The organism is Streptomyces sp. NBC_00075 (assembly GCF_045041225.1).
Taxonomy (GTDB): Bacteria; Actinomycetota; Actinomycetes; order Streptomycetales; family Streptomycetaceae; genus Streptomyces; species Streptomyces adonidis.
In genome coordinates, this window is sequence record NZ_CP108243.1 from 708,280 (window position 1) to 731,219 (window position 22,940).

21 protein-coding genes are annotated in these 22,940 nt (G+C 71.1%); 13 read left to right on the top strand and 8 right to left on the bottom strand.

The features are described from left to right. Positions 1 to 150 precede the first annotated feature (150 nt). Together OG787_RS03210 and OG787_RS03215 are read left to right on the top strand one after the other, a co-directional pair. Positions 151 to 2,226: a discoidin domain-containing protein gene (locus tag OG787_RS03210; protein WP_405534225.1), complete on the top strand. Its 2,076-nt coding sequence runs from the start codon at positions 151 to 153 to the stop codon at positions 2,224 to 2,226. 22 nt (positions 2,227 to 2,248) lie between these two features. Next, positions 2,249 to 2,842, top strand: coding sequence for a TetR/AcrR family transcriptional regulator (locus OG787_RS03215; RefSeq protein WP_405534226.1), 594 nt, complete (start codon positions 2,249 to 2,251; stop codon positions 2,840 to 2,842). A gap of 27 nt (positions 2,843 to 2,869) precedes the next feature. Here the strand turns inward: OG787_RS03215 and OG787_RS03220 are convergent, their stop codons facing one another. Continuing rightward, a complete protein-coding gene (locus tag OG787_RS03220) occupies positions 2,870 to 3,718 on the bottom strand; it encodes a DMT family transporter (RefSeq protein WP_369031219.1) in 849 nt (282 codons plus the stop codon). 125 nt (positions 3,719 to 3,843) lie between these two features. Between OG787_RS03220 and OG787_RS03225 the strand changes: the two genes are divergently transcribed. After that, the gene (locus OG787_RS03225) at positions 3,844 to 4,722 is read left to right on the top strand and encodes a LysR family transcriptional regulator (protein ID WP_369031073.1); all 879 of its coding nucleotides are present in this window, start codon (positions 3,844 to 3,846) and stop codon (positions 4,720 to 4,722) included. Positions 4,723 to 4,804: 82 nt separating this feature from the next. Here the strand turns inward: OG787_RS03225 and OG787_RS03230 are convergent, their stop codons facing one another. Genes OG787_RS03230 through OG787_RS03240 form a run of 3 tightly spaced genes read right to left on the bottom strand, consistent with a single transcriptional unit; the run spans position 4,805 to position 7,633 of the window. After that, complete coding sequence (locus OG787_RS03230; RefSeq protein ID WP_405534227.1) at positions 4,805 to 5,449, bottom strand: NAD(P)H-dependent oxidoreductase; 645 nt, start codon at positions 5,447 to 5,449, stop codon at positions 4,805 to 4,807. A gap of 31 nt (positions 5,450 to 5,480) precedes the next feature. Continuing rightward, positions 5,481 to 6,938 (bottom strand): sensor histidine kinase, encoded by a 1,458-nt coding sequence (locus OG787_RS03235; protein WP_405534228.1) that lies wholly within the window; start codon positions 6,936 to 6,938, stop codon positions 5,481 to 5,483. Further along, positions 6,935 to 7,633, bottom strand: a complete 699-nt coding sequence (locus tag OG787_RS03240; protein ID WP_369031070.1) for a response regulator transcription factor — start codon at positions 7,631 to 7,633, stop codon at positions 6,935 to 6,937. Before OG787_RS03240 ends, OG787_RS03235 begins: the two co-directional genes overlap by 4 nt. Positions 7,634 to 7,783: 150 nt before the next feature. On the opposite strand from OG787_RS03240, the gene OG787_RS03245 reads away from it, so the two are divergent. The 3 genes from OG787_RS03245 to OG787_RS03255 are packed head-to-tail and all read left to right on the top strand — an operon-like array spanning position 7,784 to position 10,584. Further along, positions 7,784 to 9,121: a ferric reductase-like transmembrane domain-containing protein gene (locus tag OG787_RS03245; RefSeq protein WP_369031069.1), complete on the top strand. Its 1,338-nt coding sequence runs from the start codon at positions 7,784 to 7,786 to the stop codon at positions 9,119 to 9,121. A 10-nt stretch (positions 9,122 to 9,131) separates the two neighbouring features. Then, positions 9,132 to 9,857, top strand: a complete 726-nt coding sequence (locus tag OG787_RS03250) for an FMN-binding protein (RefSeq protein ID WP_369031068.1) — start codon at positions 9,132 to 9,134, stop codon at positions 9,855 to 9,857. A gap of 4 nt (positions 9,858 to 9,861) precedes the next feature. Beyond that, positions 9,862 to 10,584 (top strand): FAD:protein FMN transferase, encoded by a 723-nt coding sequence (locus OG787_RS03255; RefSeq protein WP_405534229.1) that lies wholly within the window; start codon positions 9,862 to 9,864, stop codon positions 10,582 to 10,584. An 85-nt stretch (positions 10,585 to 10,669) separates the two neighbouring features. On the opposite strand, the gene OG787_RS03260 is transcribed toward OG787_RS03255, so the two are convergent. After that, positions 10,670 to 11,299, bottom strand: coding sequence for an MBL fold metallo-hydrolase (locus OG787_RS03260; protein WP_369031066.1), 630 nt, complete (start codon positions 11,297 to 11,299; stop codon positions 10,670 to 10,672). Continuing rightward, a complete protein-coding gene (locus tag OG787_RS03265; RefSeq protein WP_405540395.1) occupies positions 11,299 to 12,384 on the bottom strand; it encodes an S-(hydroxymethyl)mycothiol dehydrogenase in 1,086 nt (361 codons plus the stop codon). The genes OG787_RS03260 and OG787_RS03265 overlap by 1 nt, the downstream gene beginning before the upstream one ends. Before the next feature lie 209 nt (positions 12,385 to 12,593). Between OG787_RS03265 and OG787_RS03270 the strand changes: the two genes are divergently transcribed. Beyond that, positions 12,594 to 14,651: a rhodanese-like domain-containing protein gene (locus OG787_RS03270; RefSeq protein ID WP_405534230.1), complete on the top strand. Its 2,058-nt coding sequence runs from the start codon at positions 12,594 to 12,596 to the stop codon at positions 14,649 to 14,651. Continuing rightward, positions 14,648 to 15,394 carry a sulfite exporter TauE/SafE family protein gene (locus OG787_RS03275; RefSeq protein ID WP_405534231.1) on the top strand — a complete coding sequence of 249 codons (747 nt, stop codon included), beginning with the start codon at positions 14,648 to 14,650 and terminating at the stop codon, positions 15,392 to 15,394. The genes OG787_RS03270 and OG787_RS03275 overlap by 4 nt, the downstream gene beginning before the upstream one ends. Positions 15,395 to 15,487: 93 nt before the next feature. Here OG787_RS03275 and OG787_RS03280 read toward each other — a convergent pair whose 3' ends face one another. After that, on the bottom strand, positions 15,488 to 15,775 hold the full coding sequence (locus OG787_RS03280) for a metal-sensitive transcriptional regulator (RefSeq protein ID WP_105973141.1): 288 nt from the start codon (positions 15,773 to 15,775) through the stop codon (positions 15,488 to 15,490). A gap of 88 nt (positions 15,776 to 15,863) precedes the next feature. Between OG787_RS03280 and OG787_RS03285 the strand changes: the two genes are divergently transcribed. After that, positions 15,864 to 16,484: a rhodanese-like domain-containing protein gene (locus OG787_RS03285; protein ID WP_405534232.1), complete on the top strand. Its 621-nt coding sequence runs from the start codon at positions 15,864 to 15,866 to the stop codon at positions 16,482 to 16,484. On the opposite strand, the gene OG787_RS03290 is transcribed toward OG787_RS03285, so the two are convergent. Beyond that, complete coding sequence (locus tag OG787_RS03290; RefSeq protein ID WP_369031062.1) at positions 16,474 to 17,067, bottom strand: transketolase; 594 nt, start codon at positions 17,065 to 17,067, stop codon at positions 16,474 to 16,476. The genes OG787_RS03285 and OG787_RS03290 overlap by 11 nt on opposite strands. Positions 17,068 to 17,324: 257 nt before the next feature. On the opposite strand from OG787_RS03290, the gene OG787_RS03295 reads away from it, so the two are divergent. The 4 genes from OG787_RS03295 (at position 17,325) to OG787_RS03310 (ending at position 22,939) form a co-directional block, all read left to right on the top strand. Beyond that, positions 17,325 to 18,107 (top strand): isopentenyl transferase family protein, encoded by a 783-nt coding sequence (locus tag OG787_RS03295; RefSeq protein WP_405534233.1) that lies wholly within the window; start codon positions 17,325 to 17,327, stop codon positions 18,105 to 18,107. Next, positions 18,104 to 19,480 carry an FAD-binding protein gene (locus OG787_RS03300; RefSeq protein WP_405534234.1) on the top strand — a complete coding sequence of 459 codons (1,377 nt, stop codon included), beginning with the start codon at positions 18,104 to 18,106 and terminating at the stop codon, positions 19,478 to 19,480. Before OG787_RS03295 ends, OG787_RS03300 begins: the two co-directional genes overlap by 4 nt. A 68-nt stretch (positions 19,481 to 19,548) precedes the next feature. Further along, positions 19,549 to 21,105: a TIGR00730 family Rossman fold protein gene (locus OG787_RS03305; protein ID WP_405534235.1), complete on the top strand. Its 1,557-nt coding sequence runs from the start codon at positions 19,549 to 19,551 to the stop codon at positions 21,103 to 21,105. Positions 21,106 to 21,175: 70 nt separating this feature from the next. Beyond that, positions 21,176 to 22,939, top strand: a complete 1,764-nt coding sequence (locus tag OG787_RS03310) for an ABC transporter ATP-binding protein (RefSeq protein ID WP_405534236.1) — start codon at positions 21,176 to 21,178, stop codon at positions 22,937 to 22,939. The last annotated feature ends 1 nt before the right edge of the window (position 22,940 follow it).

Sequence of the window (22,940 nt, forward strand, 5' to 3'; positions counted from 1 at the left end):
ACGCGCAGGAAGTGCACAGAAAGTGGCCCTTCGGAGTCGCAACGGTTATCAGGTCAAGCGTCCCGGACTATTGACTCCATCACCCCGCTGTCGCGATCCTCATCACAGAGTTGCGCGAGCCATGACAACCCTGGTGCAAGGACGTGAGTGATGACTGTGCCTGCTGCCTTCCCGCCACGTCCGCGTCGCGGACGCAGACCCCTGACCGTGTTGTCGCTGCTGCTCGCCGTACTGGCGCTGACGCTCGGCACCGTGCCCAGCTCGGCGGCCGGCACGGACTGGTGGACGCCGACCGCGCGACCGACGCCCGACTCCCAGATCAACGTCACGGGTGAGCCCTTCAAGGGCACCAACTCCGCAGGCGAGGTACAGGGGTTCGTCGACGCGCACAACCACCTGTTCTCCAACGAGGCCTTCGGCGGACGCCTGATCTGCGGCAAGGTCTTCTCCACCAGCGGGATCGCGGACGCCCTCAAGGACTGTCCCGAGCACTACCCGGACGGCACCCTCGCGATCTTCGACTACATCACCCACGGCGGCGACGGCAAGCACGACCCGGTCGGCTACCCGACGTTCAAGGACTGGCCCGCGTACGACTCGATGACCCATCAGGCCAACTACTACGCCTGGATCGAGCGCGCCTGGCGTGGCGGCCAGCGCGTGCTGGTCAACGACCTCGTCACCAACGGCGTGATCTGCTCGGTCTACTTCTTCAAGGACCGCAGCTGCGACGAGATGACGTCGATCCGCCTCCAGGCGCAGCTGACCTACGACCTCCAGGACTACATCGACGCGCAGTACGGCGGCACGGGCAAGGGCTGGTTCCGGATCGTCACCGACACCGCGCAGGCCCGTGAGGTGATCAAGGCGGGCAAGCTGGCGGTCGTGCTCGGTGTCGAGACGTCGGAGCCCTTCGGCTGCAAGCAGATCCTGGACATCGCGCAGTGCAGCAAGGCCGACATCGACAAGGGCCTCGACGAGCTGTACGACCTCGGCGTGCGCAGCATGTTCCTGTGCCACAAGTTCGACAACGCGCTGTGCGGGGTGCGGTTCGACGAGGGCGGGCTCGGTACGGCGATCAACGTCGGCCAGTTCCTGTCGACGGGCACCTTCTGGCAGACGGAGACGTGCACGACCGCGATGCACGACAACCCGATCGGCGGCGCCACGGCGACCGACGCGACGGAGGACCTGCCGGCGGGCACCGAGCTGCCGACGTACGACGCGGACGCGCAGTGCAACACCCGGGGGCTCACCGATCTCGGCGAGTACGCGGTGCGCGGCATGATGAAACGCAAGATGATGCTGGAGATCGACCACATGAGCGTCAAGGCCACCGGCCAGGCGCTGGACATCTTCGAGTCCGAGTCCTACCCGGGCGTGCTCTCCTCGCACAGCTGGATGGACCTCAACTGGACCGACCGGGTCTACGGTCTCGGCGGCTTCATCGCCCAGTACATGCACTCCTCCAAGGAGTTCGTCACGGAGGCCGCCCGTACCGACGCCCTGCGCACCAAGTACGGCGTGGGCTACGGCTACGGCACCGACTTCAACGGCATCGGCGACCACCCGGCCCCGCGCGGCACGGACACGGGTACGACGGTGACGTACCCCTTCACCAGTGTCGACGGCGGCTCGGTGATCGACCGCCAGACCACCGGGTCGCGCACCTGGGACATCAACACGGACGGTGCCGCGCACGTCGGGCTGATCCCGGACTGGATCCAGGACATCAAGCAGGTCGGCGGCACGGACGCGGTCAGCGACCTGTTCCGGGGCGCCGAGTCCTACCTCGACACCTGGGGCGCCTCGGAGAACCACAGGGCCGGGGTGAACCTCGCCAAGGGCGTGACGGCGACGGCGAGTTCGTCCGAGTCGAACCCGTTCACCAGCTACCAGCCCGGCCGGGCCGTCGACGGCGACTCGGGCACCCGCTGGGCGAGCGACTGGAGCGACGACCAGTGGCTCCAGCTCGACCTGGGTTCGACGAACCTGGTCAAGCGGGTCACCCTCGACTGGGAGAAGGCGTTCGGCAAGTCGTACCGCGTCGAACTGTCGACGGACGGTACGACCTGGCAGACCGCGTGGTCCACGACCGTCGGCGACGGCGGCCTGGACACGGCGCAGTTCGCGGGAACACCGGCCCGCTATGTGCGCGTCCACGGTCTTGATCGGGGTACGGACTGGGGATACTCGCTCTACGAGGTGGGTGTCTACAGCAGCTGAGTTCCGTACCCAGGGAGAGTTCATGGCACGCAAGCCGTCGGCCGAGCGGCGCCGGCAGCTGACCGAGGCGGCCATCCGCGCGATGACCCGGGACGGCGTCCCCAGGACGACGACCCGGTCCATCGCGGCCGAGGCGGGTGTGTCACTGAGCGTCTTCCACTACTGCTTCGACTCCAAGCAGGCCCTGGTCGAGTCGGTCATGACGACGATCACCGACCACTCCGTCGACGTGGTGCGCGCGGCGATCCAGCCGCAGTCCACCCTCCAGGAGACGATCCGCGCGGGCTTCCACGCGTACTGGGACCATGTGGCCGCCCACCCGGGCGAGCACATGCTGACGTACGAACTCACCCAGTACGCCCTGCGGGAGCCGGGGTTCGCGCATCTGGCCCGCCGGCAGTACGAGCTGTACACCGACACGTACGCCGGACTGCTGGAGCAGCTGCGCGAGAGCATGGGCTTCGAACTGAGCGTGCCCGTCCCGGTGCTGGCCCGCTATCTGGCCGCGATGACGGACGGGCTGACCCTCAACTTCCTTGCCCTCGGCGACGAGAAGGCCTGCGTGGAGATCCTCGACACGGTCACCGACCACGTGGCCTCCCTCGTACGGGAGTAGTCCGTACGGGAGTTGGGGGCGCGTGCCCTAATTCGGCGAGGTCAGGATGGACACCGCGTTGGCGGCGACGATCGCCCCGATGCTCGCCCACTCCAGGGCGCCCAGGTTCTCCCCCAGGCCGAGCCGGCCGACCAGGGCGGCCATCACCGGGTTGACGCTCATGAACAGGCCGAAGAAGCGCGCCGACACCCGGCGCAGGGAGAACACGTCGGCGAGATAGGGCACGGCCGAGGCGAGCACTCCGGCGACGACGGCATAACCGACGGCCGCCGCGGTCGGCGGATGCTCGACGACGAGGACGATCCCGACCGGCAGGAAGACCAGCGCGGAGACGCCCGCGGCGGCGGCCGAACCCTCCGCTCCGGGCAGCCGCCGCCCGACCGCGCGGTTGAGCAGGATGTACGAGGCCCAGCAGGCGGCGGCGAGCAGCCCGAGGCCCATCCCGAGGTAGTCGGCGGACGGCTGGGGGCGCAGCAGCGCGACGACACCGACCGCGGCGATCACCGCGCAGCAGGCGTCCACGCGCCGCCGGGTGGCCGCCAGGGCGACGGCGAGGGGTCCGAGGAACTCCAGGGTGACCGCGAGGCCGAGGCCGATCCGGTCGATGGCGGTGTACAGGGACAGGTTCATCGTCCCGAAGACCAGGGCCAGCAGGAGTACGGGCCCCCACTGGGCGCGGGTGAAGCTCCGCAGGCGGGGCCGGGCGACGGCGAACAGGACGACGGCGGCGACGTACTGGCGGACGGCGACGACCCCGACCGGGCCGAGCACCGGGAAGGCGAGGGAGCCGGTCGCGGCGCCGACCTGGTTGGCCAGCCCGCTGCCGAGCATGACGGCGACGCCGGAGAGCTTTCCGGCGCCGGGCTTCCGGGGCATGAGGGCGACGTCGCTCTCGTGGGCGGGGGCTGCTGTGTGTGCGGGGCCTGCGGGCATACGCCGATCGTGCGCCGGCTCCGTGGATGCGCAAAATGCATGGGCTTCGCCGTCTATACGCTGGAGTCATGGACGCGCTTCAGGGACGGACCCCGCAGATCGAGCTTCGGCAGCTGCGCTGTCTCGTCGCGATCGTCGACGAGGGCACCTTCACGGACGCCGCCATCGCGCTCGGCGTCTCCCAGGCGGCTGTCTCCCGCACCCTGGCCTCACTCGAACAGGCCCTGGGCGTACGGCTGTTGCGGCGGACCTCGCGCGAGGTGAGCGTGACGGGGACCGGGCTTCGGGTGCTGGCGCACGCCCGGCGGGTGCTCGGTGAGGTGGACGACCTGGTCGGGGAGGCGACGTCCGGGCATGCCCGGCTGCGGATCGGGTACGCCTGGTCGGCGGTGGGCCGCCACACCCTCGTCTTCCAGCGCCGCTGGGCCGAACGGCACCCGGAGACGGAGGTCCAGCTCGTCCGGACCAACTCCGGCACCGGTGGGCTGGCGGAGGGGGCGTGCGATCTGGCCGTGGTGCGCCGGCCGCTGGACGGACGGCGGTTCGACTCCGTCGTCCTCGGCCTGGAACGGCGGATGTGTGTCATGGCCGCCGACGATCCGCTGGCGCGGCGGCGGTGGATCCGGCTCACCGACATCAGCGGGCGCACGGTGTTGGTGGACCGGCGGACCGGGACGACCACGGAGGAGTTGTGGCCGCCGGGGTCTCGTCCGGTGGTCCAGGAGACGCACGATGTCGACGACTGGCTGAACTCGATCTCGACGGGCCACTGCGTGGGGCTTACGCCGGAGTCGACCGCACACCAGTATCGGCGGCCCGGGGTGGTCTATCGGGCTGTGCGGGATGCGGAGCCGGTGGTGGTTCGGCTCGCCTGGTGGCGGGACGATCCGCATCCTGCGGGGGCGGCGGTGGTCGAGCTTCTTACCGACCTCTACCGCACGGAGTGACTGCGTCGGCCGAGCGGCTGCCGCGACATGCCGTCGGCCGACTGCTGCGCGGTCGTGGCTTGTCGCGCAGTTCCCCGCGCCCCTATCGGGGCACGTCCAGCAGACGTTCCGCGTACTCCGTCAGGTACTGCTCCCTCTGTTTGGGCGACACCTCGGCCGGGGTCCTGGCCACGAACGGAGGGAGGACGTCGAAGCCCAGGCAGTCGAGGATGCCGTGGTGGATGGGCCAGAGGGCGCGGTCCAGATCGGCGTCGGTGCCGTGGGGGCCGTACAGCCCTGAAGGGGTGCCCGTCGTGGTGCAGATCAGGGCTCGTCTGCCCTTCAGGGGGCCCGTGTCGTAGGCGCGGCCCTCTCCGTAGGCGAAGCCTCGGGCCATCGTGCGGTCGATCCAGCCCTTGAGTATGGCCGGCATTCCGGACCACCACAGGGGGAACTGGAGGATCATCAGATCGCAGCGGGCGACCTTCTCCTGTTCCGCGAGGACGTCGGGCGGGGTCTCGTGGGCCGCCTGGACCCGTTCCTGCTCGGCGGTGACGTCCAGGTAGTCGGGGTCGGTCCAGACGCCGGGGAAGTCGTCGGCGTCGACGGCGGCCTTCCAGCCGAGCCGGTAGAGGTCGCTGACCACGACGTCGTGTCCGGCGCGTCTGAGGACGTCCACGGCTCTGACCTTCAGCGCGCCGTTGAAGGAGCAGAGTTCGGGATGGGCGAAAACGATCAGTACGTTCACTGTGGGGGGTCTCCTCGGATCGTCCGGTCGTTCAGTTCTTCGGAGGTCGGTCCGTCCTGTCGAGCGGGATGCGGAGGGTGAAGGCGGTCGAGCCGGGTCCGCTCGTCAGGTCGAGGGTGCCGCCGTGCGCCTGTGCCAGGGACAGCGCGACCGCGAGGCCGAGGCCGCTGCCGCCCCGGTCGCGGCTGCGGGCCTTGTCGACGCGGTAGAAGCGGTCGAAGACCCGGTCCTGGTCGGCGGCCGGGATGCCGGGGCCGGCGTCGGCGACCCGGACCACCGCGTGGCAGGCGTCGACGGTCACGTCCACGGACACCGGTGTACCGGCCGGCGTGTGCACGGCCGCGTTGGTGAGCAGGTTGTCCAGGACCTGCCGGATACGGAGGGGATCGAGGCGCAGCCGCAGTTCCTTCGGCGCGGCCGTCACCGTCAGGGGGTGCTCCGGGTGGCCCGCGCGGAAGGCGTCGGCCGCCTGGCCGGTCAGGTCCACCAGGTCGGCGGTCTCCGGGCGGAGCGGGGTCTCGATCTGGGCCGCGTCGAGCCGGGCGAGCAGCAGCAGGTCGTCGAGGAGGATGCCCATCCGGGCGGCCTCGGCGCGCAGGCGGGCCAGGTGCTTGTCCCGTTCGCCGGGCTCGTTGGCGGCGGCGTACTGGAAGAGGTCCGCATAGCCCCGTACCGACATCAGAGGGGTACGGAGTTCATGGGAGGCGTCGGCGACGAAGCGGCGCAGGCGCTGTTCGGCCTCCGTACGGACGGCGAGGGAGTCGTCGATGTGTTCGAGCATGGTGTTGAACGCGGTGCGCAGCTCCTCGACCTCGGGACCGCCGTTGCCCCGGTCGGCGCGTACGGGCAGCCGGGCGGAGTCGGTGAAGTCGTGCGAGGTGATGCCACGGGCGGTGTGGGCCATGTCGCTGAGGGGCCTGAGGCCGCGCCGCAGCACCGCGCGGCCGAAGATCACCAGGCCCAGCAGGGCGATGGCGAAGGCGACGACCTGGACCGTGACCAGCTGGTCCATGGTGTTCTCGATGTCGTCCATGGGCGCCGCCGTGACCAGGACGACACCGGACTCGACCTCGCAGGCGCGCAGCCGGTAGGCGTCCCCGTCGATGCGTGCGGTGCGGTAGACGGGGTCGGTGCCCGAGGTCCGCAGGCTCGCGGCGGTGGCGAGGAGCTCCCGGGAGTCGGGCGGCACGTCGGCGGGCTCGCGCAGGACGGGCGTACCGCCGGAGACCTTGTAGGAGGCGGTGTACCAGCCGTAGTACGGCTTGCCCTGCACGCTGCCGTAGTCGACGACGTCCTTGGACTGGGTGATCTGGACGAGCTTCATCTGGTCGCTGAGCTGGCGTTCCAGATAGTCCCGCATGTACATGGAGAGCGCGGCGCCGACGACGGCGAACACGACGAGCGAAAGTACGCCCATGCCCAGCGCCAGCCGTGTGCCCAGCCGCAGTCTGCGGTAGTTCTCCCGGCAGTGGCGGATCGCCCGGATCACTCGGCGACCTGCCGGACCACGTAGCCGACGCCCCGCACGGTGTGGATCAGCGGTTCGTCGTGCTGGTCGGGGTCGTCGAGCTTGCGGCGCAGCCGGCTGACGACGAGTTCCACGACGTTGGACCGACCGCCGAAGCCGTACTCCCAGACATGGTCGAGGATCTGTGCCTTGGTGAGCACGGTCGGCGACTTGCGCATCAGGTAGCGCAGCACCTCGTACTCGGTCGGGGTGAGCGTGAGCCGTTTGTCGCCGCGCCTGACCTCGCGGGTGTCCTCGTCCATCGTCAGGTCGGCCACCCGGAGCACGGAGCGCTGGAAGCCGGGGCCCGCGCTGCGGCGCAGCACGGTGCGCAGCCGGGCCATCAGCTCCTCCACGGCGAAGGGTTTGACCAGGTAGTCGTCGCCGCCCCGGGTGAGCCCCGCGACCCGGTCGGCGACTCCGTCACGGGCGGTGAGGAAGACCACGGGCACCATCGTGCCGGACAGCCGCAGCCGGTCGAGCACGGCGAAGCCGTCGAGGCCCGGAAGCATCAGGTCGAGCACCACGATGTCGGGATGGAACTCGGCGGCCCGGCTCAGCGCCTCCTCACCGGAGTACGCGGTGACCGCCTCCCAGCCCTCGTAGCGGGCGACCGTCGCGACCAGGTCGGCGATGGGCGGGTCGTCGTCCACGACGAGGAGTCGTACTTTTTCCACGTGCTCATAGTGCTCCACGTGGCTCCCGTGCCATACCGCCCTCCCCTCCCTACGCGCGATCGATAACAACTTGAAAGTCCAACGACAGCATTACGACAGCTACCGTCGGTCAAGCTCGGTGTCCCCGGACCCGATCAAGGAGCACTGTCCGTGACGACCGTCCAATCGCCTCCCGCGCCCCCCACGGCGATACGACCCAAAGTGGTGGCCCGCACCGGCCTGTACGCCGTGCTGGCCGCCAACGTGGCCGTCGTGACCGTCTTCTTCACCCAGGCAGGCTTCGCCTCGAACGCGCTGATCGTGATGGGCCGGCTCGCCGGGCTGTACGGCGCGCTCTTCATGGCCTTCCAGCTGGTCCTGGTGGCCCGGCTGCCGTGGCTGGACCACCGCATCGGCATGGACCGGCTGACCTCCTGGCACCGCTGGGTCGGCTTCGGACTGCTGTGGACGCTGATGGCCCACGCGGTGTTCATCGTCTTCGGCTACGCCGAGGGCACGTCCATGGGTCCGGTCGACGAGCTGGTGGAGCTGGCCGAGACCACCGAGGGCGTGCTGCGCGCGATCGTCGCCCTCGTCCTGATCATGATCATCGGCGCGGTCTCGGCGCGCTACGCCCGCCGCCGCCTCGCCTACGAGACCTGGCACTTCATCCACCTCTACACCTATGTGGCGGTGGTCCTGGCGTTCACGCACCAGGTCGGTGTCGGTACGACGTTCACCTCGTCCTCCGCCGCGACGACGTACTGGTGGGCTCTGTGGAGCGTGGCGCTCGGTTCGGTGTTCCTGGGCCGCGTGGTGCTGCCGCTGCGCAAGAACCTCCGTCACCAGCTGCGGGTCTCGGCGGTCGTCCCCGAGGCCGACAACGTCGTGTCGATCTACATGACCGGCCGCGACCTGGACAAGCTGCCCGCCCGCGCCGGCCAGTTCTTCCTGTGGCGGTTCCTCACCAAGGACCGCTGGTGGCAGGCGAACCCGTTCTCGCTGTCGGCAGCGCCCGACGGCAGGTCGCTGCGCCTCACGGCGAAGGTCGCCGGCGACGGCACCGCGACCCTGAAGCACATCCCGGTCGGCACCCGCGTCTTCGCCGAGGGCCCGTACGGCGCCTTCACCTCGATGCACCGCACCCGCCCCGAGGCCGTCCTCATCGCGGGTGGAGTGGGCGTCACGCCGATCCGCGCGCTGCTTGAGGAGATCCAGGGCCACGCCGTGGTGATCTACCGGGTGGCCAGGGACCAGGACGCCGTCCTGTACGAGGAGCTGCGGGACATCGCCCACGCCAAGGGCTGCGAGCTGCACCTGGTGTCCGGGCCGGTCGCCCCCGACAAGCTGGCCCCGGCGGAGCTGGCCAAGCTGGTGCCGGACATCACGGACCGGGACGTCTTCCTGTGCGGCCCGCCGCCCATGATGAACGCGGTGCTGCGCAGCCTGCGGGAACTGGGCGTGCCCAAGTCGCAGACCCACTTCGAGCGCTTCAGCCTGGCCGGATAAGAGGAACGTCGTGAAACGAGCACTGCCTGTACTGGTCCTGAGCATCGCGGGCCTGGTCCCCGTCTGGCTCTACGAGCCGTCGCTGGGCACGACGTCCTCGGAGGCCTCCGCCTCGACCCCGTCCGCGTCCTCCTCCGCGGCTTCGGGCTCCTCCGGTACGTCGTCGACGGTCGTCAAGGGCACGACCGTGACCACCGAGAAGGGTGACGTCCAGGTCGAGGTGACGTTCGCGGGGACGAAGATCTCCTCGGTGCGGATGCTGAAGCAGCCGAACCACCCGCAGACCACCGCCGCCGTGCCGGTCCTGATCAAGGAGACGCTGGCCGCGCAGAGCGCCGACATCGACACCGTGTCCGGCGCGACGATCACGAGCGACGGCTACAAGGAGTCCCTCCAGGCCGCCATCGACTCCCAGGCGGACTCCGCCGCGTCCTCCCCTTCGCCGTCCGCGTCCGCCTCGGCTTCCGCCGAGTCCGCGTCGAAGGTCGTCTCGGGGACCGCGGTGGACACCGAGAAGGGCACCGTCCAGGTCGAGGTGACCTTCGAGGGCGACACGATCGCGTCCGTGAAGATGCTCCAGCAGCCGAACCACCCGCAGACCACGGCGGCCGTGCCGGTGCTGATCGAGGAAACCCTCGCGGCGCAGAGCGCGGACATCGACACGGTGTCGGGTGCGACCATCACGAGCGACGGCTACAAGGAGTCCCTCCAGGCCGCGATCGACGCGAAGGGCTGAGGGGATGCGGCGCGTCGAACACATCATGGGGTTCCCGATCTCGCTGCGGATCGACGACGAGAACGCCCCGGCGGAGGCGGCCGACGCCGTGTTCGCCTGGCTCCACGAGGTCGACGCGCGCTTCAGCCCCTTCAAGGACGACAGCGAGGTGTCCCGCCTCGACCGGGGCGAACTGGAGACCGACGAGCTGAGCACCGACCTCACGGAGGTGCTCGGCCTGTGCGAGGAGTACCGGGTCGCGACCAAGGGCGCCTTCGACGTACGGCTGCCCGGCCGTGGCCTCGATCCGTGCGCGATGGTGAAGGGCTGGGCGGTGCAGCGGGCCGCGGATCTGCTGGCGGCGGCGGGCGTACGGACGTACTGCCTGAACGCCGGTGGTGACGTGGTCGCCGCCGGCCGCCCCTGGCGGGTCGGGGTACGTCATCCCGAGCACGCCGACCAGCTGTGCACGGTGCTGGAGCTGACGGAGGGCGGTGTGGCGACCTCGGCCCGCTATGAGCGCGGCGACCACATCCTCGACGGCCGCACCGGCCGCCCGGCGACCGGGCTGCTGAGCCTGACCGTCGTGGCCGCCACGCTCACCGAGGCGGACGCCACGGCGACGGCGGCGTTCGCGATGGGCGTGGCGGGCGTCGACTGGGCCGCCGCGCGCAAGGGCTGCGAGGTCTTCGCGGTGGACGCCGACCGCCAGGTCCTCCGGACGGCGGGCTTCCCGGTGGCCGCCTGAGGCTGCCTTGGTCGATGTTGTACGTCCGTGTGGGCGCCCTCCGTTGTTGACGGTGGGCGCCCACTGGCGTGCGGTGACCATGGGGTCAGTGGCCGCGGGTGATCCACTCCTCCAGGTGCGGTGCCTCGGCCCCGATGGTGGTGGGGTCGCCGTGTCCGGTGAGGACCTTCGTCTCGGGCGGGAGGGCGAGGAGCCGGTCCCGGATCGAGTCGATGATCGTCGGGAAGTGGGAGTAGGAGCGGCCGGTGGCACCCGGGCCGCCGTTGAAGAGGGTGTCGCCGGTGAAGACGGTGCCGAGGCCCGGGTCATAGAGGCAGACAGCGCCGGGTGCGTGTCCGGGCGTGTGCAGGACCGTCAGGTCGGCGCCGGCGGCCTCGATCACCTGGCCGTCGGCCAGCCAGGCGTCGGGTTCGCGGTCCGGGTGGGTCTGCTTCCACAGGGGCAGGTCGTCGCGGTGGAGCCAGATGGTGGCGCCGGTGAGCGCGGCGAGTGCGGGCGCCGCGTCGATGTGGTCGTTGTGGGCGTGGGTGCAGATGATGGCGGTCAGGCGCCGGTCGCCGACGGCCGCCGCGATGGCGTCGGCGTCATGGGCGGCGTCGATGACGATCGCCTCGTGGTCGTCGCCGACGATCCAGACGTTGTTGTCGACGTCCCAGGTGCCGCCGTCGAGGCTGAACTGCCCGGAGGTGACGAGGCGTTCGATGCGGGCGCCCATCACAGCACCACCACGGAACGCAGCACGTCGCCGCCGTGCATCCGCTCGAACGCCTTCTCCACCTCGTCGAGTTGGATGGTCTCCGTCACGAACTTCGCGAGGTCCAGGCGCCCTTGGAGGTGGAGATCGATGAGCATCGGGAAGTCCCGGGAGGGCAGGCAGTCGCCGTACCAGGACGACTTGAGCGAGCCGCCGCGTCCGAAGACGTCGATCAGCGGAAGCTCCAGCTTCATGTCGGGTGTCGGCACCCCGACCAGGACGACCGTCCCGGCGAGGTCACGGGCGTAGAACGCCTGCTTGTACGTCTCCGGGCGGCCGACCGCCTCGATGACGACGTCGGCGCCGAAGCCGCCGGTCAGTTCCTGGATCGCCTCGACCGGGTCGGTCTCCTTGGAGTTGACCGTGTGCGTGGCGCCCATCGTGCGGGCGGTGGCGAGCTTCCGGTCGTCGATGTCGACGGCGATGATCTTCGCGGCGCCGGCGAGGTTGGCGCCCGCGATGGCGGCGTCGCCGACCCCGCCGCAGCCGATGACGGCGACCGTGTCGCCGCGTCCGACATTGCCGGTGTTGATGGCGGCACCGATACCGGCCATCACTCCGCACCCGAGCAGCCCGGCGACGGCGGCGGAGACCGACGGGTCGACCTTGGTGCACTGCCCGGCCGCGACGAGGGTCTTCTCGGCGAAGGCACCGATACCCAGGGCCGGGGAGAGTTCCGTGCCGTCGGTGAGGGTCATCTTCTGCTTGGCGTTGTGCGTGTTGAAGCAGTACCAGGGCCGCCCGCGCAGACAGGCACGACAGTTCCCGCACACGGCACGCCAGTTGAGGATCACGAAGTCACCGGGGGTGACATCGGTGACGCCCTCCCCCACCGACTCCACGATGCCCGCGGCCTCGTGACCGAGGAGGAAGGGGAAGTCGTCGTTGATCCCGCCCTGCTTGTAGTGCAGGTCGGTGTGGCACACCCCGCAGGCCTGGATCTGCACCACGGCCTCGCCCGGACCGGGGTCGGGCACGACGATCGTCTCGACCCGCACCGGTTCGTTCTTGCCCGGTGCGATCACGCCGCGTACTTCCTGCGCCATGGTGCTGAACCCTTCCATCGGCCAATGTTCGGTTCTTCTCTCCGACCCTACGTGCGACTGATCGGTAACGGCACGTCCAGGGTCGAGCCCGGCGCGACCTGGCCCACGAATACCCCTGGGGGTACCTCTGCTACGGTGATGTATATACCCCCAGGGGTAATTCCACGAGGCTTTCTACGGCTTCACGAGCAAAGGAAAGGGGTGCCGCCATGTACTTCGTCGACCGCATCGACGTTCCCGGACTGGGCAACCGCGGCTATCTGGCGGGCGGGCCGGACCAGGCCGTGGTGGTCGATCCGCCACGGGACATCGACCGGGTGATCGAGGCCGCCGCACGACGGGGTGTGCGCGTCACGCACGTCGTCGAGACGCATGTGCACAACGACTACGTCACCGGGGGCCTGGAGCTGGCCCGGATCACGGGGGCCGCCTACCTGGTCCCGGCGGGCGCGCGGGTGGCGTACGACAGGGTGCCGGTGGCGGACGGGGACAGCGTGGAGATCGAGGCGGGGCTGGTGCTGCGCGCGCTGGCCACGCCCGGGCACACCCCGCACCACACCGCGTACGTCCTGGAGGAGGCCGGCCTGGCCGTGGCCGTGTTCACCGGCGGTTCGCTGCTGATCGGCACGGTCGGACGGCCGGACCTGGTCGAGCCGAGGCTCACCGGGGAACTGGCCCGGGCGCAGCATGCCTCGGCGCACCGACTGGCGGCCGAGCTCCCGGACGAGACGGCCGTACTGCCCACGCACGGCTTCGGCAGCTTCTGTTCGGCCGGGACGGCGGCGGGCGACGACGCCACGACCATCGGCCGGGAACGCGGAGCGAACGAGGCGCTGGTGAAGGACGCCGACACTTTCGTCGCCGACCTGCTCGCCGGGCTCGACGACGTGCCCGCGTACTACGCGCACATGGGCCCGCTGAACTCCGCGGGCCCCGCGCCCGTCGACCTGACTCCGCCGGCCCCGGCGGACGCCGAGGAGATCGCGGCGCGGCTCGCCGCCGGGGAGTGGGTGGTGGACCTGCGCAACCGGGTCGCGTTCGCCGAGGGGCATGTCGCCGGGACGCTCAACTTCGAGGCGGAGGGGCAGCTCGCCACATATCTGGCGTGGCTGCTGCCGTGGGGCAAGCCGGTGACGCTGCTCGCGGAGTCGGCAGACCAACTCGCCCGGGCCCAACGGGAGTTGACCCGGGTAGGCATCGACCGTCCGGCCGCCGCCTCGACGGGCACCCCGGCCGGGTGGCTGCGCCCGGGTGAGCGACCGCGCACGTTCCCGCGCGCCACGTTCGCGGACCTGATGGCCGAACTCACCGACGTCCGACAGGAGTTGGCGGGAGCCGACATCGGCCGCCCCACAGGTTCCCCCGCCCAGTGGCTCCGCCCGGGCGAGCAGCCGCACACCTTGCCACACGGCACTGTCTCCGACCCGGCAGCCCAACTCGCCAGCACCCAGCAGGACTCGGCACGGGACGACAGCAACCGCCCCACCACCACCGGTCGGCGGCCGTTCGCCGGCCCAGCAGGCAAGGAGGACACGCAGGTCGTGATCCTGGACGTGCGGCGGGACTCCGAGCGCGCGGATGGCCACATCGCGGGCTCGCTGCACATCCCGCTCCACCAACTGCGCGACCGGCTCGCGGAGATACCCGACGGGACGGTGTGGGTGCACTGCGCGGGCGGGATGCGCGCCGCGATCGCCGCCTCGCTGCTGGACGCGGCGGGGCGTGTCGTGGTCGCCGTCGACGACGGCTTCGGCGCCGCCCGCGAGGCCGGCCTTCCGATGGCCCGGGTCACCCCGGCCGAGGCCCACGAACTCACGGGCGCGGACGGGACCGCCGTACTCCTGGACGTCCGCGAGGCCGAGGAGTGGGCCGCCGGGCATGCCGTCGATGCGGTGCACGCACCGCTGTCGGCGCTTACAGCGGGCGCCTCGCTGCCGGGGGCGGCGCAGGGGCGCCCACTGATCACGATCTGCCGCTCCGGCAAGCGCTCCCGACAGGCCGCGACACTGCTCACGGCACGCGGCGCGGAGGTGTCCGACGTGATCGGCGGGATGGGGGCGTGGGTGGGGGCGGGTCTGCCGACAGAGACCGGGGGTGGCCTGCCGCCGGAGGCGAACCTGCCGGTGCCGAACGGGAGCGGGACACAGGCCGAGGCAGGTCTGTCGGCAGCGGCCGGAAGCGGGCTCCCGGCCCCGTCGGACCTGTCGGCAGCGACCGCGAGCCGACCGCACACGGCCGCCTTCAGCGATGGCGGAACCGTCGCGTGAGTGCGTTCGTTCTCGCCCTGCTCGCCGGAGCCGTGACCGGTCTCGCGTTGGGGGCGCTCGGAGGCGGTGGCAGTGTGCTGGCCGTGCCCGCGTTGATCTATCTGCTCGGTTTCACCCCGGCCGCGGCCACCACCGCGAGCCTGGCCATAGTCACCGTCACCTCCGCCACCGCGCTGGCCGCGCACGCCCGTGCGAGCACCGTCGAGTGGCGGGCCGGAGCCGTGTTCGCGGCGGCTGGACTCGTGCCCGCGACGCTCGGCGGAGCGGTCAGCGGGCATGTGCCGTCCGCCCTGCTCACCGGCGCGTTCGCGGTGATCGCGGGCCTCGCCGCGTACCGCATGCTGCGCCCATCGGCGTCCGTACGGGAAGGGGTGCCGGTGCGGTCCGTTCAGGTCGCGCAGGCGGGCGCGGGGCTGGGTGCGGTGACCGGGGTACTGGGGGTGGGCGGCGGTTTTCTCGCCGTACCGGCGCTGGTGAACGTCGTCGGGCTGCGGATGCGGGCCGCCGTCGGGACGAGCCTGCTGGTGATCACCGTCAACTCACTGGCCGCACTGCTCGCCCGGGCCGGTACGGCGACCCGTGTCGACTGGGCGCTGGTCGCGCCCTTCGCCGGGGCCGCGATCCTCGGCGCGTGGGACGGCAAACGGCTCGCGGGCCGGGTCTCCGGGAGCCGGCTCCAGCGGATCTTCGCCTGGGTACTGCTGGCGGTGGCCCTGTTCATGCTGGCCGACGCGGTGTTCTGACCGTCACCCGCATACCGCGCCCTCCCGACGGGGAGGCCCCGAAAAGCTCTCCCCCCGCCCATCCACCTCCTACCACTCACCCCTCGGACACCCTCACGCCAGCGACAGGAACAGCTTCTCCAGCCTCGCCCGCATCTGCTCCTTCGTCTCGCCGCTCCGCTCGGCCGCCTCCACATCCGTCAGGCACTGCTGGAGTCCGGTCGCGATGATGGCGAAGCCCGCCCGGTCCAGGGCGCGCGAGGCGGCGGCGAGCTGGGTGACGACCTCCTCGCAGTCGCGGCCCTCCTCGATCATCCGGATCACCCCGGAGATCTGACCCTGCGCCCGGCGCAGCCGATTCAGCACCGACTTCAGCTCATCACCCTCGAACTGCAGCTCCACAACCACTCCTCCACATACCCCGCTACATACCCTTGGGGGTATTTTACCTCCCCCAAGGGTGGACCCCACGAAAGGATCCCAGTCACTCATGACCACCCCCGTCGCCCTCGACACCGACCAGGCCCGCAGCCGCCTGCCGCAGCTGACCGTCATCGATGTCCGCACCCCGGGCGAGTACGCCTCCGGCCATCTCCCCGGCGCCCTCAACATCCCCCTGGATCACGTCCGGCGTGCGCTGCCCGTCCTCAAGGAGGCGGCGGAGCAGGGCGAACTGCTCGTCGTCTGCGCCTCCGGCGCCCGCTCCGAGTCCGCCTGCGCGGTCCTCACCGAGAACGGTGTGCCGGCCATGACCCTGACCGGCGGGACCCAGGGCTGGCGGGACGGGGGACACGAACTGCACCACCCGGCGACCAAGACCCGCGCAGTCTGGTCCATGGAACGTCAGGTCCGCTTCACCGCGGGCACCATCGTCCTCGCGGGCCTCGGGCTGGGCCTTCTGCACCCCGCCTGGCAGTTGCTGTCCGCAGGTGTCGCGGGCGGTCTCGTGTTCTCGGCCGTCGGCAACACCTGCGGCATGGCCTACCTGTTGGCCAGGCTGCCGCACAACCGTCCCCGGCCCGCCGACCTCGACGCCACCCTCACCGCGCTCGCGCAGCGATCCCGGGCACACGCCGGGTCGGCCGGCCACGCCACCGACCTCAGCGCATGAAGTCCCGGACGGCCCGGGCGAGTTCGGTCTCGTCCAGGCCGTCCGGCCCGCCGAGGGCGAGCAGCCGGTGCGGTACGTGGACCAGCGTGCCGGCGACATGATGGGCCGAAGTGCCGCGCGGGCAGGGCTCGACCAGCACCACGTCGGCATGGTCGGCGGCGAGCACGGCGGTGCGCAGTCCGACCTCGTCGAAGGGGCGGACGGTGGCCGTGTAGAGGACGGCGAGGTCCAGTCCGGCCGTGGCCCGCAGCACCGGGTCGAGGGTGGCGCCCACCGCGAGCACCACACCGGCACCTCCCTCCCGGACCGGTTCGAAGCCGTCGGTCGCGCCGTGCGGTTCGGCGTTGGACTCGGCGGACACATGGACGTACGCCTGCTCGCCCCGGGCCATGGCGGTCACGACGGCCCGCCGCACCTCGTCCGGATGACCGGGGACGTACACGGTCCAGCCTGGGCGGGCGACGAACCTCGCCAGTTCCGCCGGGACACCGAAGCCGACGAGGACCCTGGCGTCCGGGCGGCCCGCGTCGCCTCCCGGGAGCGGCAGGGCGTCGGCGGCGGCGAGCAACATCTCGGATTGCACGGTGTCCTCCTGGGTAAGAACCTGACGCACAGCGTGAGGAATTCATTAAAAAAGGCACTTCAGTGCCCGCCTCACACCACTCCGGATTCCCCGGAATTCGACACTCCACTCCGCATTTTCCGGCCTTTAACAACCACAGATGAATGTGGTTGTTTCTTTGCCCTGCCCAGGCTGTGAGCTGGTTTTGACGCAACGTCACACCGTGCTTCTCTTGTCCGTGCTCGACAACGGTTGCACGGATCGGGAGGGAAACTCCGATGGCCGAGAGCCCAGCGGACAGCACGACGGATTGCACGGCTCGTCCTTTTGTTCATCTGATCGCGGGGCCGACGGGGGCGGGGAAGAGCGCGGCGGCCAACGATCTGGCCCGGGTCACCGGCGCCCCGGTGGTCGTCGCCGACCGGCTCCAGTGCTTCACGGACCTGGCCACCACCAGCGCCCGCGCGGGTGGACAGGCCCCGGGTGTACGGCGGCACTGGCTCGGCGACCGGACCGTCGCCGACGGCGACCTCGGCGCGGCAGCGGCCGCCGAGTCCCTGTTCGACCTGGTGGAACGGCTGGGCGCACAGCATCGGTTCGTGATCGTCGAGGGCGGTTCGATCTCCCTGCTGCGGGTCCTGGCCGCACGCTGCGCCGCGCTGCCCTGGCAGCTGTCCGTACGGGTGCTGCCGCTGCCCGCGTACGACGAGTACGTCGAGGTGCTCACCGGCCGGGCGCTGACGATGCTCGCCCCGCCGGCCCCCGACCGCAGCCTCCTGGAGGAACTGGCCGCACTCTGGGTCGATCCCCGGCAACGGCGTTTCGCGGCGTCCGTGAACGGCTTTGAGGCCGTTCTGGAATGCTGTGCGAAATATTCACTGGATGTAGAGACCATTCACAAACAGGCGCTGCCTGCTCCGGTGCTGTCACGGATGGCGTCGCTGATCGCCCTGCGCCATGCCGAACACGGCATTCTACAGAGCCGCGTGTTCACCGAAACTTTCGAGAAACGGGTGCCTGGACCGGTTTTCGATCCCGGCATGCTGGGGTGTGCCGCGTGAAAGGAATAGCAAGCTTCGTTCCCCGGTCGGATCACCTGGTTCCGTTCCCGGAGTCGGCCGACAGGGACGCCGCGAAAACAGTCCAGGCCGCCGACGACTTCGGTCATGTCGTCGGTTCACGGCCGCTCGGCGTGTTCTCGCCCCCGTCCGTGGCCGCACTGTGCGAGTTCGTCGCGGTGGCCGGCCCGCGCGGGCTGCCGGTCAGTGCCCGGGGCGGCGGCTACTCCGTCTACGGCCAGGGCCAGGCGGAGGGCGGGTACGTCGTCGACCTGGGCGCCCTGAACGAGGTGCGCTGTACGCCCGCCGCACGGACGGTGACCGCCGGAGCGGGCGCCCGTTGGAGCGAGGTCGTCCGGGCCGCCCTCGCCGAGGGGCTCACCCCGCCCGTGCTCCCCGACCATCTCGGCGGCAGCGTCGGCGGACTGCTGAGCACCGGCGGCCTCGGCGGCTCCAGCCACCGGCACGGTCTGGTCGCCGACCACGTAAGGGAGTTGGCCGTCGTCACGGGCGCCGGCGAGGAGGTGACCTGCTCGCGCGAGCGCCACCGGGACCTGTTCGACGCCGTGCTGGCGGGCCTCGGCCAGTGCGCGCTGATCGTGCGCGCCACGCTCGACCTGGTCCCCGCCCCCGCCCTGGTCCGCCGTTTCCGCCTCTACCACCACACGCCCGGCACGTTCTTCGCCGACCAGCGGGCCCTCGCCCGCGACGACCGCTTCAGCCATGTGTGCGGCCAGGCACGACCCGCGCTCGACGGCGCCTGGGACTACATGATCGAGGCCGTGGCCCCGCACACCGGCCAACTCCCCGTCGACGACACCCTGTTGACCGGCGGCCTCGAACACGACCGGGACACCGAGGAGATCGAGAACCTCTCGTACGAGGAGTTCCTGCGTCGCATGGACCGCGACGAGCGGATCCTGCGCACCACGGGCGAGTGGCAGCGCCCGCACCCCTGGCTCACGCTCCTCCTCCCGGAGGAGGCCGCCGCCGAGTTCGTCCCGAAGGTGCTGGCCGACCACGCGCAGAACGGCCTGCGCGCCTGCGGAGTGGTCCAGCTGCGCCCGCTCACCTCCCGGGCTCTGCGCGCCCCGCTGCTGCGCAGGCCGCCGGGCGAACTCCTGTGCCTGCTCTCCCTGATGCGCACGGCACCGCCCGGCGCCCCCGAGAACGTACGGGAGGCGGTCGCCGCCAACCGGGCGCTGTACGAGCGGGCGCGCGACCTCGGTGGTGTCCTGCACCCGACCAGCGCGGTGCCGATGACCTCCGGGGACTGGCGGGCCCACTTCGGCCCCGCCTGGGAGACCCTGGCCCGCGCGAAGCACCGCTACGACCCGCACTCCGTCCTCACCCGGGGGTACGGGCTGTGGCCGTGAACTCTGTCAACGCCGTGAACTCCGGCAACGCCGCGCCCCCTGTGAACACCACGACTTCCGCAACCCCTGTGACCTCGGTTCACACGGTCACCGTCTTCTGCGGTGCCTCCGCCGGACACCGCCCCGGTCATCGGGACACCGCCGCCGACCTGGGCCGCGCCCTCGCGAAGGCGGGCCTGCGGCTCGTCTACGGCGGGGCCCGCACCGGCCTCATGGGCGCGCTCGCGGACGCGGCACTGGACAGCGGCGGCAAGGTCACAGGCGTCGTGCCGCGCCGAATGCTGCCGTACGAGATCGCGCACACCGGCCTCAGCGAGCTGGAGGTGGTCGCGGACATCCATGAACGCAAGGCGCGGATGGCGGAGTTGGGCGACGCGTTCGTGGCGTTGCCGGGCGGGCTCGGTACGGCGGAGGAGCTGCTGGAGGCGCTCGCGTGGGCGCAGTTGCGCATCCACCGCAAGCCGTGTCTCCTGCTCGACCCGTACGGCTTCTACCGCCCGCTGCTGACGTTCCTGGAACACGCTCGGGACGAGGGCTTCCTGCATCCCGGGGATCTGGAACGGATCGTGGTGTGTACGTCGGCCGAGGAAGTGATCGCTCAACTGACCGCTCCGGTCCGGCCGTTGCCCGAGGAGGCAGCTTCCGTACACCCGACTCCCGTACGACGGAGGCTTCCTGGCGGCCGGACCGCGTTCCTGTTCTCGGGTGCCGGGTCCCAGCGGCCGGGGATGGGGCGTGAACTCCACGACGCCTTCCCGATGTTCGCGGCGACGCTCAAGGAGGTGTGCGCGGGGCTCGACCCGTATCTGGACGTGCCGCTGCTGGACGTGATGTTCGCCGAGGCCGGGACCCGCACGGCCGCATTGCTGGACCGCATCGCGTTCGGGAATCCGGCGATCTTCGCGCTCCAGGTCGCGCAGTACCGGTTGCTGGAGAGCTGGGGTGTGCGCCCGGACGTGCTGTTCGGGTACTCGGCCGGGCGGATGGCCGCCGCCCACGCCGCCGGGGTGTTCTCGCTGGCGGACGGCTGTCGTGCGGTGGGCACGCTGTCGCGGCTCATGGGCGCGCTGCCGAAGGGGGGTGCGATGGCGGCGGTGGAGGCGTCCCCGGAGGAGCTGCGCCCGGGGCCCGGTGTGGTGGTCGCAGCGGTCAACGGGCCCCGGGCGATGGTGGTTTCGGGCGACCGGGACGCGGTGACGGCCGTACAGGAGGAGTGGGAGAGGCGCGGTCGGCGGACGCGGGTCCTGCGTGCCGATGTGGCCGCCCACTCGCCGCACTTCGATCCGCTCCTCGCCGAATACCGCCGCACTCTGGAGACGCTGGACCTGCACGCCCCACGCCGCCCCCTGATCTCCGACATCACGGCGAAACCGGTCTCCGATGCCGAGGCGTGCGCACCGGAGTTCTGGGTGCGCGAGCTGCGTGAGCCGGTCCGATTCGCGGACGCGGTGGGCCTGTTGGCACGGGACGGGGTGACCACGTATCTCGAACTCGGCCCGGGCGAGGTGCTGGCCGGCATGCTCGGCGACTGTCTGCCCAGCGGGGACACCCCGCCCGTCGTCCTCGCGACGGCGCTGGACTGGCGGGATCTGCGCGTGGAGCACGCGGACAGCCTGCGGCGATAACTGCTACGCCCGCTCTCCCGGCCGCCGACGTAGGGTGAATCTCCCGCCCGTCCGCCCGCCGAGGAGCACCGTGAGCATCGCAGAGCCGAACCCCGCTCCGCCCGCCTGGCGGCTGCTCCTCGGATACGTACGGCCGCATCGGTGGACCCTGCTGGTGGGCGCCCTGCTCTCGCTGGCCACGGGGGCCGCCGGGCTGGCGCTGCCGCTGGTGGCGCGGGGGCTCATCGACGATCTGTCCCACGACCGGACGATCACCAAGGCCCTGCTGCTGATGTCGGCGCTGGTCGTCGCCAACGCGGCGCTGGGCGCGCTGGGTTCGTACGTGCTGCGGCGGACCGCCGAGTCGGTGGTGCTGGGGGCGCGGCGGGCGCTGTCCTCCTATCTGCTGCGGCTGCGGATACCGGCCGTGGACCGGACCGAGCCCGGCGATCTGATGGCCCGGGTCACGTCCGACACGACCCTGTTGCGCGAGGTCACCACCGACTCGCTCGTCGGCCTCGGCACCGGCGGGCTCACCCTGGTGGCGACGGTCGTGATGATGGGCCTGGTCGACCCGGTGCCGCTGGGGGTCACCCTCGCCGTGATCCTGGGCGCGGGGACCGTGCTCGGGGTGATCGTGCCGCGCATCAACAAGGCGAGCCGACGGGCGCAGGACGCGGTCGGTGTCATGGGCGCCTCGCTGGAACGGGTGCTGGGCGCGCTGCGCACGATCAAGGCGTCCGGCGCCGAGCACCGCGAGGAGCGGAACCTGCACGCGGCGGCCGAGGAGTCATGGCGGCAGAGCGTGAGCGCCGCCAAGTGGGCTGCTGCGGCGGGCAATACGGCGGGCCTGGCCATGCAGATCGCGTTCATCACAGTGCTCGCGGTCGGCGGTGCGCGGGTCGCGACGGGCGCGGTCGAGGTCGGCACGCTGGTCGCCTTCCTCCTCTACGTCTTCTATCTGATGTCGCCGATCCAGCAGGTAGTCGGCGCGGTCACGCAGTACCAGACGGGTGCGGCGGCCCTCACCCGTATCCAGGAGGCCCTCGCCCTCCCCGCCGAACCGTCGTCGGCCCACCCGGCGCCCCTCCCGGCCGCCGACGCCGAACCGGCGGCGCTCGCCTTCGAGGAGGTGCGCTTCCGCTACGACGACGATCTGCCGTACGTCCATCACGGCGTGACGTTCGCCGTGCCGGCCCGGGGCATGACGGCGTTCGTCGGCCCGTCCGGCGCGGGCAAGACCACCGTGTTCTCGCTCATCGAACGGTTCTACGACCCCGAGTCCGGCGTGATCACGCTCGACGGCCGGAACGCCGCCGACTGGGAGCTGACCGAACTCCGGTCCGCCATCGGCTATGTCGAGCAGGACGCGCCCGTGCTGTCGGGCTCGCTGCGCGACAACCTGATCCTGGGCAACCCGGAGGCGGACGAGGAGGCGGTCACGCGCGTCGTGAAGACGACCCGGCTCGACGGTCTGGTCTCCCGGCTGCCGCGCGGCCTCGACACGCTGGTCGGGCATCGCGGCACCAAGCTGTCGGGCGGTGAGCGCCAGCGGGTGGCCATCGCCCGTGCGCTGCTGCGCCGGCCCCGGCTGCTCCTGCTCGACGAGGCGACCTCACAGCTGGACGCGGTGAACGAGGCGGCGCTGCGGGACACGGTCGCGGATGTCGCCCGTACGACGACTGTTCTCGTCGTCGCCCACCGGCTGTCGACGGTGACGACGGCGGACCGGATCGTGGTGATGGACGCGGGGCGGGTACGGGCTGTGGGTACCCATCGTGAACTCGTCGCGGGGGACCCGCTGTACGCCGAACTTGCGGCGACGCAGTTCCTGGCGACGACCGACTCCGGCTGAG

What these genes read in the sequence shown, in the direction of transcription:
- OG787_RS03260 (WP_369031066.1), bottom strand. Translation starts at nt 11,299, where the DNA reads ATGGGCGCCCGCATCGAACGCCTCGTCACCTCCGGGCAGTTCAGCCTC.
- OG787_RS03295 (WP_405534233.1), top strand. Translation starts at nt 17,325, where the DNA reads ATGGCCGAGAGCCCAGCGGACAGCACGACGGATTGCACGGCTCGTCCT.
- OG787_RS03225 (WP_369031073.1), top strand. Translation starts at nt 3,844, where the DNA reads ATGGACGCGCTTCAGGGACGGACCCCGCAGATCGAGCTTCGGCAGCTG.
- OG787_RS03215 (WP_405534226.1), top strand. Translation starts at nt 2,249, where the DNA reads ATGGCACGCAAGCCGTCGGCCGAGCGGCGCCGGCAGCTGACCGAGGCG.
- OG787_RS03265 (WP_405540395.1), bottom strand. Translation starts at nt 12,384, where the DNA reads ATGGCGCAGGAAGTACGCGGCGTGATCGCACCGGGCAAGAACGAACCG.
- OG787_RS03270 (WP_405534230.1), top strand. Translation starts at nt 12,594, where the DNA reads ATGTACTTCGTCGACCGCATCGACGTTCCCGGACTGGGCAACCGCGGC.
- OG787_RS03210 (WP_405534225.1), top strand. Translation starts at nt 151, where the DNA reads ATGACTGTGCCTGCTGCCTTCCCGCCACGTCCGCGTCGCGGACGCAGA.
- OG787_RS03220 (WP_369031219.1), bottom strand. Translation starts at nt 3,718, where the DNA reads ATGCCCCGGAAGCCCGGCGCCGGAAAGCTCTCCGGCGTCGCCGTCATG.
- OG787_RS03255 (WP_405534229.1), top strand. Translation starts at nt 9,862, where the DNA reads ATGCGGCGCGTCGAACACATCATGGGGTTCCCGATCTCGCTGCGGATC.
- OG787_RS03285 (WP_405534232.1), top strand. Translation starts at nt 15,864, where the DNA reads ATGACCACCCCCGTCGCCCTCGACACCGACCAGGCCCGCAGCCGCCTG.